Source organism: Archangium primigenium (genome assembly GCF_016904885.1).
GTDB lineage: Bacteria > Myxococcota > Myxococcia > Myxococcales > Myxococcaceae > Cystobacter > Cystobacter primigenius.
On record NZ_JADWYI010000001.1, the window covers coordinates 2,499,672 to 2,515,106 of the forward strand.

The window sequence follows — 15,435 nt, forward strand, 5'->3', positions numbered from 1 at the left end:
CCCTCCCATGTGCGGTGATGGGGAGACGATGTGCATTCCCCCCGGGGCACCGGTGTCGAGCCTCCGTCGCAGGTCCGCCCAGCGGGCGTCCGGGCGGGGCTTGCACCCCGTGCCTTGGCATCCCATTGGCCGAGACGGCGCGCGCCGGGGCGGGGTAGGGTGCTCGCCCCATGCGGCTCGCTCCCGATGCGCTCCCCGCCCTCCTCGAGCTGGTGATCGTGCTCGCCGTGCTGGCCATGGCGCTCCAACTGCTGCGCCTCAACGCGTGGCGGGCCTGGCTCTTCCTGTTTCCCCACCAGGTCCGGCTCCTGCCCGAGGCCCCGTCCGAGCCGCCCGCGCCGCTCGCCGCCTGGACCCAACAACTGCGGGCGCTGGGCTTCGTCCCGGTGGGCGCCCACGTCCAGAAGTCCCCCCTGCAACGGGGCACCCCCTCCTACGACTTCGCGCATCAGGGCGAGCGGACCTTCGCCACCCTCTACTTGTCCCTGCGCGGGCAGCCCCGGCTCTACCTGCTCACGCCCCTGGCCGGAGGCGATGCCGTACTCACCGATGGGGCGCTCGCGACCCGGGGGGGCGTGGCCCCGCCGCCGGAGGCCCTGCTCCAGACCCACCGCGCGCGGCTCGTGGGCCTGTCTCCGGAAGGGGAGTTCACCGCGGCGGGCCGGTTGGTCGCTGGGCGCTCGTGGTTCCAGGGACGGGGTCAGCGGGAGATTCGACGACAGAGCGTTCCTGGGTTGTTATGGACACTCGTGGCCCTCGCCATGGTGGTCTACCTGTTCGTGGGGGGCCGTACGGTTTGACCCATCGGGCGCGTGCACCGCGCCCCCGTGCGGAGTAGGAAGGGGCTTTTCCTCCTCCCCAGTTCCGGAGCGTCCCGCGATGAAGAGCGTGTCCAAGAGCGAAGAGATCTACTTCCTGTCCGGCAAGCGCACGCCGTTCGGGACCTATGGGGGCGCGCTCAAGGACGTGAGCGCCACGGATCTGGCGGTGGAGTCGGCGCGGGCCGCGCTCGCGCAGGCGAAGGTGTCGCCCGAGCACATCCAGCACGTCGTCTACGGCAACGTGGTGCAGACGAGCGCGGACGCCATCTACCTGCCCCGGCACGTGGGCCTGCGCACGGGGGTGCCGGTGCCGGTGCCCGCGCTGGGCGTCAACCGGCTGTGCGGCTCGGGCTTCCAGGCCTTCATCAACGCCGCGGAGCTGATGATCACCGAGCAGGCCGAGTGCGTGCTGGCCGGTGGCACCGAGTCCATGAGCCAGGCGCCCCACGTCATCCGCGGGGCGCGCTTCGGCATTCCGCTGGGCAAGGGCGGCATGGAGGACATGCTCTGGAGCGCCCTGACGGACAGCTACACCGGCATGCCCATGGCGCTCACCGCCGAGCAGCTCGCGGTGGACTACGGGCTGAGCCAGGACGTGGTGGACGAGTACGCGGTGCTCACCCAGAAGCGCTTCGCCGCCGCGCAGGAGTCCGGCCGCTTCGAGCAGGAGATTTCTCCCGTCACGCTCAAGGGCAAGAAGGGCGACACGGTGGTGTCCCGCGACGAGCACAACCGTCCGGAGACCACGGTGGAGGGGCTCAAGAAGCTGCCCAAGGTGTTCAAGAAGGACGGCGTGGTGCACGCGGGCGCCGCCAGCGGCATCTGCGACGGCGCGGGCTCCATGGTGATGGCCACGCGCGCCTTCGTGGAGAAGCACGGTCTGACGCCCATCGCCCGGCTGGTGAACTGGGGCGTGTCCGGGTGTGACCCGAAGGTGATGGGCATCGGCCCCGCGCCCGCCATCCGCAACCTGCTCACGCGCGCCCAGTGCAAGCTCACGGACGTGGACCTGTTCGAGGTGAACGAGGCCTTCGCGCCGCAGTACCTCGCGGTGGAGAAGGAGCTGGGGCTGCCGCGCGAGCACAGCAACGTGAACGGCGGCGCCATCGCCGTGGGCCACCCGCTGGGCGCCTCCGGCGCGCGCATCACCATGACGCTCGCCTACGAGCTCAAGCGCCGCGGCGCGCGCTACGGCATCGGCTCGGCCTGCATCGGTGGCGGCCAGGGCATCGCGCTTCTCATCGAGGCGCTCTGAGGCACAGACGATTTCCATGGATCAGGTGACGATGAGCAACGAGCTGGATGCGAAGGCGGCCCGGGAGCGGGCCAAGGCGATCGCCGAGCAGCGGCGGGCCGAGCGCCGCAACCGCAAGCGCAAGTGCGTGGTGTGCGGCGTGGAGGAGAACGACAAGGCCCCCCTGGTGGCCCACCCCGATGGCATCGGCCCCTCGTGCAAGGACGACCAGTCCTGCCAGGCGCGCCGGGCCTCGGCGCTGCGCTGAGACGGCGGGTTCGGGTGACGGCTCCCACCGTACGGGGTAGGGTGGGAGCGGCACCGACGGGTAGGCGGGGGGCCGGAGATTCGGGACGTTTCCTTGCTGGTCCCCGAGACTCGCGATATTCCTGGGGAATCTCTTCGGCTACACGAGGATGGAAATGGCCGTGACCAACTTCACCGGAGTCAAGGTGTTCTCCACCACGCTCGCGCGCGATCGCGAGAACATGGGCGAGAACATCACCAAGTGGCTCAAGGAGAACCCGCAAGCGGACGTGTTGGACAAGATCGTCACGCAGTCCTCCGACAAGGAGTTCCACTGCCTGACCATCACCCTGTTCTACCGGCACAAGACCTGAGCCGGACGGCCGTCCGGGCCGCGGTGAGACCGAGGCGCTCTTTCCCAGAAGGTGGGGAAGGGCGCCTTTCGTCATTCGGAGTGGCGGGTAGTGGACGGAAACGGTTGCCAAGCGGGCTGCGTTTCCCCACCTTTTGCTCCACTCCCGGGCGCTACCGGGTGGAGAGGATGACGTGATGCGACCGATGCGCAGCATGGGCGGTGGGGGTTTTGGATTCGCGGGCGTGGAATCCATGGCCGCGAAGCTGGCGATCGCGCTGGTGGCCGGCTCGGTGATTTCGCTCGCGGCGGGCCAGGTGGGCTCGCTGCTGTTGCTCGCGCCGCAGGGCGTCCTGGGCAACTTCTGGCTCTGGCAGCCCTTCACCTACGCCTTCGTGGAGCGCAGTCCGCTGGGCATCATCTTCGGCGCCCTCATCCTCTACTCCATTGGTGGGGGCCTGGAGATGACGTGGGGCTCGCGCCGCCTGCTGTGGACCATCTGGGGCGGGGCGGTGCTGGCCGGCGTCCTCACGGTGCTCACCGGGCTCGTGCTGCCGGTGCAGGTGGCCTACTCGGGCGGCGGCGTGATGACGACGCTCGCGTGGGTGTCCTACGGCCTGTCCATCGGACGCGGTCAGGCCAACTTCTGGGGCCTGCCCCTGAGTGGCTACTGGCTGGCGGCCATTGGCGCGGGCTTCGTGGTGCTCAACGCCCTCACCGCGGGCGTGGCCAGCCAGATTCCGGAGATCTTCGCGCTGGGGATCGCCTGGTTGGCGGTGAACGCGGCGAGCCCGCGGCGCCTCATGCTCCGGGCGCAGCACTGGCGGATGCAGCGGCAGATGCGCGGGCGCTCCAAGCACTTGAAGGTGCTCTCGCGCGACCGCGACGCGGAGCGGCCCAACGACCGCTACCTGAACTGAGCCGGGTGCTTCGGCCCGGGCGTCAGTGGGCCGTCTCCGGCTCGCCGTACTGCTTGAGCTTGCGGTAGAGCGTGGCGATGCCGATGTCGAGCTGCTCGGCGGTGCGCGCGCGGTTGCCGCCGTTGCGCGCCAGCACCGCGAGCACGTAGTCGCGCTCCATGGCCTCCAGCGTGCGGGGCGTGTCCCCGGGCAGGAAGGTGGGGGGCGCCACGCGCACCTCCTCGGGCAGGTCGTCCCGCTCCACCCGGCTGTTCTCACACAGGGCCACGGCGCGCTCGAGCGCGTTGGACAGCTCGCGCACGTTGCCCGGCCACTCGTAGCGCAAGAGCTGCTCGGCCGCCTCCGGCGACAGGCCCTGGACGCGGCGGCCCAGCCGCTCGGTGGCCTCCGCGAGCAGCATGCGCGCCAGGGGGAGGATGTCGTCGCGGCGCTCGCGCAGGGGCGGCACCTTGAGCTCGATGACGCGCAGCCGGTAGTACAGGTCCTGGCGGAAGCGCGCCGCGGCCACCTCGGTGGGCAGCAGCCGGTTGGTGGCCGCCACCACGCGCACGTCCACCTTGCGGCTCACGTTCTCGCCCACGCGCCGCACCTCGCGCTCCTGCAGCACGCGCAGCAGCTTGGCCTGCATGGCCGGGGGCACCTCGCCCACCTCGTCGAGGAAGAGCGTGCCCCCGTGCGCCGCCTCGAAGAGGCCCGCCCGGTCATGCGTGGCCCCGGTGAAGGCGCCGCGCGCGTGGCCGAACAGCTCGCTCTCCAGCAGGCTCTCCGTCACCGCCGCGCAGTTGACCGCCACGAAGGCCTTGTGCGCCCGGCGGCTCTCCTCGTGGATGAGCCGCGCGATGCGCTCCTTGCCCACGCCGCTCTCGCCGGTGATGAGCACCGTGGAGTCCACCTTCGCCGCGCGCCGCGCCAGGTCGAGCACCTGCTTCATCGCCTGGGTGCGCGCCACCATGCCCGCCGGATCCTCCTTCACGCCGGACACCCGCGCGAGCGTCTGCCGCTTGACGCGCAGCTTGCGCTCGGCCTGCTTGAGCGCCTCGGTCACCTGCGCGAGCGCGCCCTCCATGCACTGCGTCTCGTAGAAGCGCAGCGCCTCGCGGCACGACTCGCTCCACTCCTCCGCGGGCTTGCCGATGATCTGACACACGGGGTCTCCCCGCCCCACGCAGCGCGTCTCCAGGCAATAGATGGGCTTGCCGTTGCAGCAGCTCATGTAGCCGCTGGCGAAGCCCGTGAGCGACCAGCACACCGGCTCCTCCGCCGTGCCCAGGTGCAAGAGGTGCTGCTCGGCCTCGTACGAGTCGTGCCACAGGGCCTCGGCGAACGGGGCCGGGCCGTCCGACTCGCGCCGCTCCACGGGCTCGAGCACCACCTGGCCCTGCAGCGTGTGCAGCCGTCCGCCCGCCCGGCGCCACTGCGCCTCGTCCTCCCAGGGCAGCGCGTCCCGCATCGCCTCCGCCGTGCGCCAGCCGTGGGCGTAGCCCAGGCGCGTGAGCATGCCGCGCGCCGCCGTCATGCCCAGCGTGTCGATGAGCTCGCGGCGCAAGAGCCCCATGCCCACCGGATCCCACAACACCACCCGCTGCCCCGCGAAGTGGATGAGCCCGCCCTGGGGCTCGAAGGTCAGCAACTCGCGCAGATCCAACTCCGGCTTCACCGCCACGTCCGGGCCTCCCTCTCAGGATGAGCCTCTTCCCTATCGTTTTGAGAGGCCCGTGGCGAGCCGATGTGGGGCGGTCCGAGTCATTCCGAGGATTTACAACGTTGTGCGTCCTGGTCTGGGGCTTGCTATAGGAAGGCGCCGTGGGGCCGCGGCGACGCCTGGCCGCCCTCGTGCCGCCCCGCGCTGGAGACACACCATGAAGCTGTTCCTCAAGTCCGTCGTCGCCGCCGCCGTCCTCGTTCCCTCGTTCGCGTTCGCCGCCACGTACACGCTCGACCCGTCCCACTCGACGGCGGAGTTCTCCGTGCGGCACATGATGGTGTCCAACGTGAAGGGCGCCATCAAGCTGACGTCCGGCAGCCTGAACCTGGACGAGAAGGACGTCACCAAGTCCACCGTGGAGGCCACGCTGGACACCTCCACCATCAACACCAACGAGCCCAAGCGCGACGAGCACCTCAAGAGCGCGGACTTCTTCGACGCCGCCAAGTACCCCACCATCACCTTCAAGTCGACCAAGGTGGCCAAGGCCGGCAAGGACAAGCTCAAGGTGACGGGTGACTTCACCCTGCACGGCGTGACCAAGCCGGTGGTGCTGGACGTGACGGGCCCCACCGCCGAGGCGAAGGATCCCTGGGGCAACACGGTGCGCGGCGTGGAGGCCACCACCACCATCAACCGCAAGGACTTCGGCCTGTCCTGGAACAAGGCGCTGGAGACGGGCGGCGTGGCGGTGAGCGAGGACGTGAAGATCACGCTGAACCTGGAGATGAAGAAGGAGGCGCCCGCGGCCGCGGCGCCCGCGGCGGCCGAGCCCGCGAAGAAGTAGTCCCTCGCGCGGTTTCATCAAGACGGCCGTCCTGGCGGGGCCCCGGGCGACGGGGCCCCGCTTGTCGTGCGGGGGCGGATACGGCATCGTCGCGCGTCATGACCAGCCAGCATTCGCCGCGTCCCTCCACCTGGAGAGCGCTCTCCGGTGCCCTCGTGCTCACCGGTGCCTTGTGGGGTTGTGGGGCGAACGGATCGACGCCTCCCCCGAAGCCCGTGAAGGCCCCGGCCCCCGTCCTGGTGGCCGCCAAGCCGCCGCCCGCTCCGGCGCCCGCCGCCAAGCCGCCACCCGCTCCGGCGCCCGCCGCCACGCCGCCGCCCGCTCCGGCGCCCGCCGCCAAGCCGCCCGCGCCCAAGGTGGACCCCGCGGTGCTCTTCACCAAGTACGGCTGCCCGCTGTGCCATGCCCCCGGCGCGCGCTACCACGAGAAGATCCTCAAGGCGCCCACGCGCTCGCCCGAGGACCTGGCCAAGTGGATCCGCAATCCGGAGAAGTTCATCCCCGGCACCGGCATGCCCACCTACGCGACGATGATCGACGAGCCCACGGCGCTCGTGCTGGCCAACTGGCTCAAGGAAGCGGGCCCCGGCGCGCCCACGCACAAGAAGTAGCCGGCGCTTCTTCCCCCGCGCGCCCCCGGCGTCACGGATCCACGATCCGGTGCACCAGGGTCTCGAAGAGCGCGGGGTGCTGGGCGAGCTGGCGGATGACCCGCGCCCGGAGCCAGGGTCGGCGCGCCAGGGTGAGCAGCATGCGCGTGAAGACGACGTAGCGGCGGTAGTGTGGCCGCACGGCGCGCTCATAGGCCCGGAAGGACTCCCGGGTGGCCCCGCGCTGGAGGATCTCCGGCAGCCGCTGTCCCAGCTCGCGCGCCGAGCGCAGCGCGAGCGTCAGGCCCTCGCCGGTGATGGCATCCACGTACCCGGCGGCATCCCCCACCAGGACGAAGCGATCCAGGGCCCGCGCGCGCACCGTCTGGGCGAGCGGCCCCGCGCCCCGGGGCGACGAGTCCTCGGGCGCGCCGGCGATGCGCGCCTCCAGGGCGGGAAACCGCTGGAGCAGCTGCGGGAAGCCGACCCGGCCCTCCACGCGTCCGTCCTCCCACAGGAAGGCCACGCCCACGCGCGTGTCGCCCGTGGGCGTGACATAGGCCTCCACGCCCGACGCGAAGTGGACCTCCACGAAGGGGGACCACGGCGCCAGGCGGAAGTGCTGCCGCAGCCCGAAGCGCCGGGGCGCATGGGGCAGGGGCGCCACCTCCAGGCCCTGGGCGCGCCGCAGGGGCGAGGCGAGTCCGTCCGCGGCCACGAGCAGCCGGGCCTCCACCCGCTCCCCACTGGCGAGCGTCAGCCGGGCCTGCTCGCGCGTGCGCTCGACGTTGGTCACCTGGCAGTGCTCGCGCACGTCCACACCCGCCTCGCGGGCCACCTGCGCGAGCACCCGCTCCAGCGCGAGCCGCCGGATGCCCAGGCCCCCGGGCGCCGGCAGCCGGCCTTCCACCGTGGTGCCGTCCTCCTGCAGGTAGCGGATGCCCTCCAGGCGCGCGCAGTCCTCCGTGGTGAGCAGCGCCCGCGCACCCAGCGCCTCGAGCTCCCGCAGGCCCGCGGGCAGCAGGCCCTCGCCGCACGCCTTGTCCCGGGGCAGGCCCTGCCGCTCGAACAGCCGCGTGACGAGTCCCTTCCTCGCGGCGTGGATGGCCACCGCGAGCCCCGCCGGGCCACCGCCCACGATGGCCACGTCCGTCATCGCCGGGCCTCAGGACTCATGGGCGCCGCCGGGCACGAAGCGGGGGCGGGCGCCAAAGGCGCGCTGGTACTCGGGGCCGAGCGCGGCTTCCTCGGCGCGGATGCGCACGACGAGCAGCGCCGCGTTGGCCACGCTGAAGACGAGCGCCGTCAGGTAGGCCCCGTGGATGAGCGGAATGCACGCCATCTCCAGGATGACGGCCACGTAGTTGGGGTGGCGCACGAAGCGGTAGGGGCCGCTCGTCACCGGCCGCGCGCCCGGGATGAAGAGGATGCGCGTGTTCCAGCGCTCGCCCAGCGTGGTGATGGCCCAGTAGCGCAGCGCCTGCGCCAGCACCGCGCCGCCCAGCGCCACCCACCCGAGCACGCCGGGGAAGGCCCGGGGCCAGCCCACCACCTCGGCCGCGCACGACACGAGGAAGGCCGTGTGCAGCACCGTCATCACCCGGTAGTGGCCCTGGCCCACCTCCCGCCCGCCCGCGGCGAGCGCTCGCCGGGCGTTGCGCGTGGAGAGGACGAGCTCCACGACCCGCTCCACCCCGATGAGTCCGAGGAAGAACAGGTAGGCCCGTGCGGAATCCGAGAGTTCCATCGCGGCGGCACCCCTTGAGCGCCCCTGGCTGGCCGAGCGCCACCGCGAAGATAGGGGCGCCCCCCCGCCCTCGCACCCGGCGCGAGGCCTGGGCGGGGGCAAGTGGGGGCTAGCGGACGTCCGGCGTCGGGCTCAGCCCTCGGCCACGGCCTGCACGCTCGCGCGGTAGATGAAGATGCGCGAGGTGTTGGTGCGCGTGTCGGCCGGGACGACGAAGAAGCCCTGGCCCGCGCCCTGGTAGTCGCTGGAGAAGCCCGCCACCTGGCGGCCGTCGTTGAAGGTGACGCGGATCTTCTGTCCCTCGGGCTGCGGCGGACGCGCGCCCGTGGCGAACATGAAGAAGATGGCCTTGACGCGCTGGATGGCGATGCGCTCGGGAGCGAAGCCCGCCTGCTGCTCGAGGGGGATGGCCTCGTCGAGCAGGTTCACGTCGCGGATGGCGCCTCGCTTCACCTGGCCCTCCACGGTGTGGATGATGACCCGGTGCTCGCCCTCGATGAAGGCGTTGACGGGCGTCACCGGCACCGGGGCGGCGGTGGGGGCCTTCACGGCGGCCATGGCGACGCGCGAGGCGCGGGGCAGGGGCGAGCCGGGCACCATCGTGGGGGTGGCCGGCGGGGTGAACACCGGCGGAGCCACCGGCGCGGGCCGGGGCGCGGCGGCGGCCGGAGCCAGGGGCGCCCGAGGCGGCGCGACGGGGACGGGCACCGGGAGCGGGGCCTCCTCCACGATGTCCTCGGTCACATCGATGTCCTGGGGCTCGGGGGCCTGGGCGAAGGCCTCGGCGGGCTCCTCGGGCGGAGGCGGAGGCGGCGCGTAGGCGGGCTCGGGCTCCATGACGGCGACGTCGGTCTCGAGCGGAGGCAGCTCCTCGAGGGGCGCGGCCTGATGGGCGTCCTGCCCCCAGGCGCTCGCTTCCGAGTCCTGCGCCCACTGGCCATCCGTCGCCGCGACGGGCGCGTTCCACTCGCCCTGGGGCTCCTGGGCGGCCCATTCCCCCGCTGCTTCCACGGGCATTTCCTCGACGGGCGCTTCCCAGGACGCGGTGGCCTCCTGGGGTGACCAGTCGGCCTGCGCGGCGGTGTTCATCCACGGCTGGGGCTCGGCGGGCGCTTCCCAGCCGGCGTGCGCCGCCTCTCCGGCTTCGGCCGGGGCCGTCCAGTGATCGCTCGCGGGCTGCTCCTCGGCGGCCCACTCGGACTGAGGCTCGGCGACAGGCTGCTCCTCGGCGGCCCACTCGGACTGAGGCTCGGCGACAGGCTGCTCCTCGGCGGCCCATTCGGGCTGAGCGGCGAGGACGGGCTGCTCCTCGACAGCGCCCCACTCGGACTGAGGCTCGGCGACAGGTTGCTCCTCGGCGGCCCACTCGGGCTGCGCGGCGAGGACGGGCTGTTCCTCGACAGCACCCCACTCGGACTGAGCCTCGAGGACGGGCTGCTCCTCGGCGGTGGCCCATTCGGGCTGAGCCTCGGCGACGGGCTGCTCCTCGGCGGCCCACTCGGGCTGAGCGGCGAGGACAGGCTGCTCCTCGACGGCGCCCCACTCGGACTGAGGCTCGGCGACGGGCTGCTCCTCGGCGGCCCACTCGGGCTGAGCGGCGAGGACAGGCTGCTCCTCGACAGCACCCCACTCGGACTGAGGCTCGGCGACGGGCTGCTCCTCGGCGGCCCACTCGGGCTGAGCGGCGAGGACAGGCTGCTCCTCGACGGCGCCCCACTCGGATTGAGCCTCGAGGACGGGCTGCTCCTCGGCGGCCCACTCGGGCTGAGCGGCGAGGACGGGCTGCTCCTCGGCGGCCCACTCGGACTGAGGCTCGGCGACAGGCTGTTCCTCGGCGGCGGCCCACTCGGGCTGAGCGGCGAGGACAGGCTGCTCCTCGGCGGCACCCCACTCGGACTGGGGCTCGGCGACAGGCTGCTCTTCAGCGGCGGCCCACTCGGACTGGGCCTCGAGGACGGGCTGCTCCTCGGCGACGGGCACTTCCTCGGCAGCCCACTCGGGCTGAGCGGCGAGGACGGGCTGCTCCTCGACGGCGCCCCACTCGGACTGCGCTTCGAGGACAGGCTGCTCTTCAGCGGCGGCCCACTCAGACTGCGCCTCGAGGACGGGCTGCTCCTCGGCGATCGGCTGCTCCTCGGCGGCCCACTCGGGCTGAGCGGCGAGGACAGGCTGCTCCTCGGCGGCGCCCCACTCGGACTGAGGCTCGGCGACAGGCTGCTCTTCAGCGGCGGCCCACTCGGACTGGGCCTCAAGGACGGGCTGCTCCTCGGCGACGGGCACTTCCTCGGCGGCCCACTCGGACTGAGTCTCGGCGACCGGCTGTTCCTCGGCGGCCCACTCGGACTGGGCCTCGAGGACGGGCTGCTCCTCGGCGACGGGCACTTCCTCGGCGGCCCACTCGGCCTGAGGCTCGGCGGCGGGCTGCTCCTCAGCGGCGGCCCACTCGGACTGCGCTTCGAGGACGGGCTGCTCCTCGGCGACGGGCACTTCCTCGGCGGCCCACTCGGACTGAGCCTCGAGGACGGGCTGCTCCTCAGCAGCGGCCCACTCGGACTGAGCCTCGAGGACGGGCTGCTCCTCAGCAGCGGCCCACTCGGACTGAGCCTCGAGGACGGGCTGCTCCTCGGCGACCGGCTGCTCCTCGGCGGCCCACTCAGCCTGCGCTTCGAGGACGGGCTGCTCCTCGGCGGCGGGCACTTCCTCGGCGGCCCACTCGGCCTGAGCCTCGAGGACGGGCTGCTCCTCGATGGGCGTGCTCCACTCAGCCTGCGCTTCGAGGACGGGCTGCTCCTCGGCGGCGGGTACTTCCTCGGCGGCCCACTCGGCCTGGGCCTCGAGGACGGGCTGCTCCTCGGCGGCGGGCACTTCCTCGGCGGCCCACTCGGCCTGGGCCTCGAGGACGGGCTGCGCCTCGGCGGGCTCCGCCCATGCGGCGTGCGCCTCGGTGGGCTCGGGCTCCGCCTCCGCGCCGGGCTGGTGGCCCCAGGTCGCGCTGGCCGAGATGAACTCCGGCGTGCTCATGAACTCCGCGGCGCTCTCCAACTGCAGGCGCTCTCCGGATTCATAGGCCTGATCTGCGCTCCAACCCGTGTCCATGTCCTCGAGCGGCACGGGCTCGTCGGAGAACGTTCCTCCCGCGGGCAGGTTGTGTCCCAGGTAGTCCGAGGCGCTGGACAGGGGAACCGGATCGCTCGGGCTGCCCGAGTCGAACGTCTCCTCCGCCATGCCCCACTGACCGGGCTGGGTGGCCTCGGGATCGAACGAGTCGGCGACCTCGACGGTATCCGCCACGAGGTCCGGCCCCACCTGCACGGGGTTGAGCTCCAGCGTGGTGACGTGGGGGGACACGTGCGCCGGCTCGGGCTCCACCTCGGCGCCGAGCGCCTCCATGTCGAAGGTGGGCGCCTCCGCGACCGGCGTGCTGGCCGAGAGCTCGTCCACGGGCGTCTCCCAGGGCGTCTCCACCGCGGGGTAGGCATCGCGCGGCTCGGGCGAGGCCTCGAGCTCGGACACATCGAACGTGGGGCTCTCCTCCAGGGCGAGCGGCGCGGGCGCCGGCGGAGGCGGGGTGACGCTCGAGGGGTAGGAGGGCAGGGCGTAGGAGGCGGTGACCTCCATGCGATCCGCGTCGGCCAGGCCGTCCTCGTCGGAGTCGAACGCGCGGGGCACGTCCCCCTCCTCCCAGGCGTCGGCGGAGGACGGCGCCGTGGACTCCCACTCCTCGGAGACGGGCTGCACGGGCTCCTCGGACGGAGGCAGGTGGCCCGAGGCGTCGAGCACCGAGATGTCGGTCGCGGGGATGTCGAGCGTCTGGGTGGGGCTCAGCTCCTCCACGCGCGGCGCGGCGGCCCGGGGGGGCACGGCGGAAGCGGCGCTCTCATCGTTGTTGAGGGAGGAGAAGTCGTCCTCGCCCAGCTCCTGCACGGGCTCGGGCGCCGCCAGGACGGGCTCCGGCTCGGGCGCGGGGCTGTCTTCCCAGTCCCCCATGTCGACGGACTCGATGATGGGCTCGGGCAGGGGCGTGGCGGCGCTGACGGGCGCGAGGTCCGTGTCGGCGACCTCGAAGACCTCCTCGGCCATGGGCTCGAGCGGCGCGGGCTCCGCGGGCTCGGGCTCGACGTCCGCCCAGGAGGACTCCGCCTCCATCACGGGCATGTCGGGCTCGGCGGCGGACAGGTCCAGGGCGGAGGTGTCCACCTCGAGGGTGGTCTGCAGCACGAACGGCGTCACGGGGGCGGGCGCCTCGAACTGCGCGGCCTCGGCCACCGGCTCCTCGGCGGTCAGCGTCTCGGCGGCGGGCGCCTGGGCCTGGGCGTCATCGCTCGTGGGGTAGGCGTACCACTGGCCATCCTCGCCGTAGTAGCCCTGGGGCTGCTGGGCGTCGTAGTTGGCGGGGTAGGCGTACCACTGGCCGTCCTCGCCGTAGTAGCCCTGGGGCTGCTGCGGGGCGGTGTAGTCAGCGGGGTAGGCGTACCACTGGCCGTCCTCGCCGTAGTAGCCCTGGGGCTGCTGCGGGGCGGTGTAGTCGGCGGGGTAGGCGTACCACTGGCCGTCCTCGCCGTAGTAGCCCTGGGGCTGCTGCGGGGCGGTGTAGTCGGCGGGGTAGGCGTACCACTGGCCGTCCTCGCCGTAGTAGCCCTGAGGCGCGGCTTCCGCGACCATCGGCTCCGCCCCCGTGGCCCCCGGGTCTCCCAGTTGGCCCCGGAGCTCGTTCCAACGAGCCTCCTCGACGGGAGAGAAACTCCCCCGTGCCCGCTTCTCGTTCAAGAAGCGGTACTCCCTCATCGCCGCGCGTGTGTCGGACATCCGTCACCTCGCTGCGAACCGGGGGAACCGGTGCTCCCGGTGCAGCGCCAAGCAAGAAATTTCCCAGCCGGACTCTAGGAGACTCGGACAGGGGGGTAAACTTCGCGTCCGTGGATTCCGCCCGCCTGTTACCTGCGCGAGAGAGCGGCCTTCACGGCCTCGTTCAATTCTGGAATCGTCCGGCCGTAGCGGTCGCGCAGGGCTTGCTCGAAGGGGGCGCCCTCGCCCACCTCGCGGATGAGCCTGAGCAGGCGGCCGGGCCCTCCGTCGGCCATCAGCTCCCGCACGGCCATGGCCGAGGTCGCGTACGCCAGCCCCGGATCCCCCAGGGAGATGAGGGACTGGCCGGACATCTGCTCCAGGGAGGGCAGCTGGTCGGCCTGGGCGGCGCCGCGCAGGCGGTTGGCCATCTGGACGGGGGGCTTGTCGTGGCCCAGGTAGCGCCATTCCACGTACTCGGCCAGGCCCTCGTTGAGCCAGACGGGCACGTGCTGGCCGCCGCGCGCGGCTTGGACGAGGTCATCCACCACGGCGTGGACGTACTCGTGCACGAGCGTGGCCTTGGTCTGGCGGGTGAGCTCCGCGGCGTCGTTGATGCGGATGGCGCCGGCCGAGTACAGCCCGGCCACGGTGCGCGCGAGCGCGGCGCCCTGGTGGGTGCGGAACTCCTCGCGGGTGTAGAGCACGACGTCCACGGGCGCCTCGCGCGCCTCGCCGAGCACCTGGCGGGTGTGGCCATGCGCCTCGTCGAGCGCGGCGACGATGCGGCCCTCGTACTCGGCGCGCTGGCTGAAGTCGCGCGCGTTGTTGAAGTACTTCACGATGAAGCGGCTGTTGGCGCGCGTGCGCATGCCGTCCTCGCCCACGCCGGACGCGTAGGAGAGTCCGGAGGTGCTCGGGGCGGCGGGGGGCAGCCCCGCGCTGTCCCCCTCGCCGGAGAAGCGCCGCTCGATGGCGCGCGCCTGGGAGCGGGCCTCGCGCTCCTCGCTGGAGGCGCCTCGGGCCTTCTCCAGGAGTTCCCGGGCCTGCTCCGCCTCGGGCGCGCGCGGGGAAATGCGCTGGAGCACCTCGAGCGCGCCCTGGGCATCCTTGTCCTCCAGCAAGAGCCGCCCGAGCTCCAGCGCGAAGGCGCCCTCCTTGGGAAAGCGCTTGTGGCCCCGGCGCAGGGCCTCCTCGGCGCCGCCGCGCTGCTCGGTGGCGAGCGAGGTCTTCGCCAGACAGCGCAGGCCGGGCACGGTCTCCTCGAAGAGCACGGCGCGCTCGCCCAGCGAATACGCCATGACGGCATCGGTGCCGGACAGGGCGTCACAGCCCTTGCCGAGGGCGAGGGCGACGGCGCGGCGGTCGGGGGCGGAGTAGCCCTGGGGTTTGACGGCGGCCCAGGCGAGGTACAGCTCGTCCCACTGCTCCTGCTCGGCGAGCTTCTGGGCCTGGGCGGCGGAGGGCGGCGGGGCGGCGGACAACAGGGCGGACAGGAGGAGTGCACGCATCGGGGTACCCCCCATTATGGCCGAGCCGCCCCATCGAGGGCGAGCGGCCCGCTCCCCCCTTGACTCCCGCCCGCTCGGGCTATGGGGTCGCGACGGGGTGGCCCGCCTCGTAGTCCTCGACCCGCAGCACGAGCTCCCGGATGTCGGGCACGGAATGTTCCACGGTCAGCTCCACCACCGGCTCCCGGCGCTTTCTCTTCTGGTCCCAGTAGGCGAACGGGTAGCGCGCCAGGGACAGGAAGGTGTCCGGCCCCCGGGGCGCGGGGAACGGCTTGGTCGCCCCACTGTTGATGGGGGAGAGCAGGACACGCGCCTCGTGACGCGCCAGCAGCCGCGCGGTGTCCACCGTCAGCACCGTCTGCCGCTTGTCCCGGTACGCTCGGGCCCCGAGCAGCCGGGTGAGCCGCTCGGCGCTGACCCAGAAGAAGACCCGGGCGTTGAGCAGCCGGTACCAGTCCGTCGGGGACAAACCCCCACCCAGGCTCCGCGCGAGCCCCTGGTCATCCATGGGCTTCTGGTCCCGGACGACCGCCGTCCCGTGCCGGGGGTGCTGGAGCGCGACCGACTCGGGCCGATGCCGCGCCTCCAGGGCCACCCGGCGCTCGCCCTGGACCTCGAAGAGCTCCAGGAGCGCCGAGGTGCTCAACAACCCGTGGCGCTGGATGCTCGGCCAGCTGCCCGCCTCCGCCATGTGGAAGAGCTGGGGGAACCGCTCGGCGAAGGCCTTCGCGTCCATG

The 15,435-nt window shown here is 72.5% G+C and carries 13 protein-coding genes; 7 read left to right on the forward strand and 6 right to left on the reverse strand.

Annotation, left to right across the window (positions count from 1 at the left end; translation table 11 throughout):
• Window positions 1-170 precede the first annotated feature (170 nt).
• From I3V78_RS10675 to I3V78_RS10695, 5 genes are all read left to right on the forward strand, one after another.
• Window positions 171-800 (forward strand): hypothetical protein, encoded by a 630-nt coding sequence (locus tag I3V78_RS10675; RefSeq protein WP_204486752.1) that lies wholly within the window; start codon window positions 171-173, stop codon window positions 798-800.
• Between the two features lie 79 nt (window positions 801-879).
• On the forward strand, window positions 880-2,076 hold the full coding sequence (locus I3V78_RS10680; RefSeq protein ID WP_204486754.1) for an acetyl-CoA C-acetyltransferase: 1,197 nt from the start codon (window positions 880-882) through the stop codon (window positions 2,074-2,076).
• Between the two features lie 31 nt (window positions 2,077-2,107).
• Window positions 2,108-2,323, forward strand: a complete 216-nt coding sequence (locus tag I3V78_RS10685; protein WP_204496581.1) for a hypothetical protein — start codon at window positions 2,108-2,110, stop codon at window positions 2,321-2,323.
• Between the two features lie 154 nt (window positions 2,324-2,477).
• Complete coding sequence (locus tag I3V78_RS10690; RefSeq protein WP_204486756.1) at window positions 2,478-2,675, forward strand: hypothetical protein; 198 nt, start codon at window positions 2,478-2,480, stop codon at window positions 2,673-2,675.
• A 175-nt stretch (window positions 2,676-2,850) separates the two neighbouring features.
• A complete protein-coding gene (locus tag I3V78_RS10695; RefSeq protein ID WP_204496582.1) occupies window positions 2,851-3,573 on the forward strand; it encodes a rhomboid family intramembrane serine protease in 723 nt (240 codons plus the stop codon).
• Window positions 3,574-3,595: 22 nt separating this feature from the next.
• Here I3V78_RS10695 and I3V78_RS10700 read toward each other — a convergent pair whose 3' ends face one another.
• Entirely contained in the window at window positions 3,596-5,236 is a 1,641-nt protein-coding gene (locus I3V78_RS10700; protein WP_204486759.1) for a sigma 54-interacting transcriptional regulator, read from the reverse strand.
• A 196-nt stretch (window positions 5,237-5,432) separates the two neighbouring features.
• Here I3V78_RS10700 and I3V78_RS10705 point away from each other — a divergent pair, with 196 nt between their 5' ends.
• Complete coding sequence (locus I3V78_RS10705; protein ID WP_204486761.1) at window positions 5,433-6,065, forward strand: YceI family protein; 633 nt, start codon at window positions 5,433-5,435, stop codon at window positions 6,063-6,065.
• Window positions 6,066-6,280: 215 nt separating this feature from the next.
• Complete coding sequence (locus tag I3V78_RS10710) at window positions 6,281-6,676, forward strand: hypothetical protein (protein ID WP_204486764.1); 396 nt, start codon at window positions 6,281-6,283, stop codon at window positions 6,674-6,676.
• A 31-nt stretch (window positions 6,677-6,707) separates the two neighbouring features.
• Here I3V78_RS10710 and I3V78_RS10715 read toward each other — a convergent pair whose 3' ends face one another.
• The 5 genes from I3V78_RS10715 to I3V78_RS10735 all read right to left on the reverse strand — a co-directional run bounded on the left by I3V78_RS10715 (window position 6,708) and on the right by I3V78_RS10735 (window position 15,434).
• Window positions 6,708-7,811, reverse strand: a complete 1,104-nt coding sequence (locus I3V78_RS10715; protein WP_204486766.1) for an NAD(P)/FAD-dependent oxidoreductase — start codon at window positions 7,809-7,811, stop codon at window positions 6,708-6,710.
• 9 nt (window positions 7,812-7,820) lie between these two features.
• On the reverse strand, window positions 7,821-8,402 hold the full coding sequence (locus tag I3V78_RS10720; protein WP_204486768.1) for an isoprenylcysteine carboxyl methyltransferase family protein: 582 nt from the start codon (window positions 8,400-8,402) through the stop codon (window positions 7,821-7,823).
• Between the two features lie 132 nt (window positions 8,403-8,534).
• Complete coding sequence (locus I3V78_RS10725) at window positions 8,535-13,208, reverse strand: DUF6982 domain-containing protein (protein WP_476756486.1); 4,674 nt, start codon at window positions 13,206-13,208, stop codon at window positions 8,535-8,537.
• A gap of 128 nt (window positions 13,209-13,336) precedes the next feature.
• Window positions 13,337-14,698, reverse strand: a complete 1,362-nt coding sequence (locus I3V78_RS10730) for a peptidase MA family metallohydrolase (protein ID WP_204486772.1) — start codon at window positions 14,696-14,698, stop codon at window positions 13,337-13,339.
• A gap of 79 nt (window positions 14,699-14,777) precedes the next feature.
• Window positions 14,778-15,434 (reverse strand): DUF7002 family protein, encoded by a 657-nt coding sequence (locus tag I3V78_RS10735; RefSeq protein WP_204486775.1) that lies wholly within the window; start codon window positions 15,432-15,434, stop codon window positions 14,778-14,780.
• Window position 15,435 lies beyond the last annotated feature (1 nt).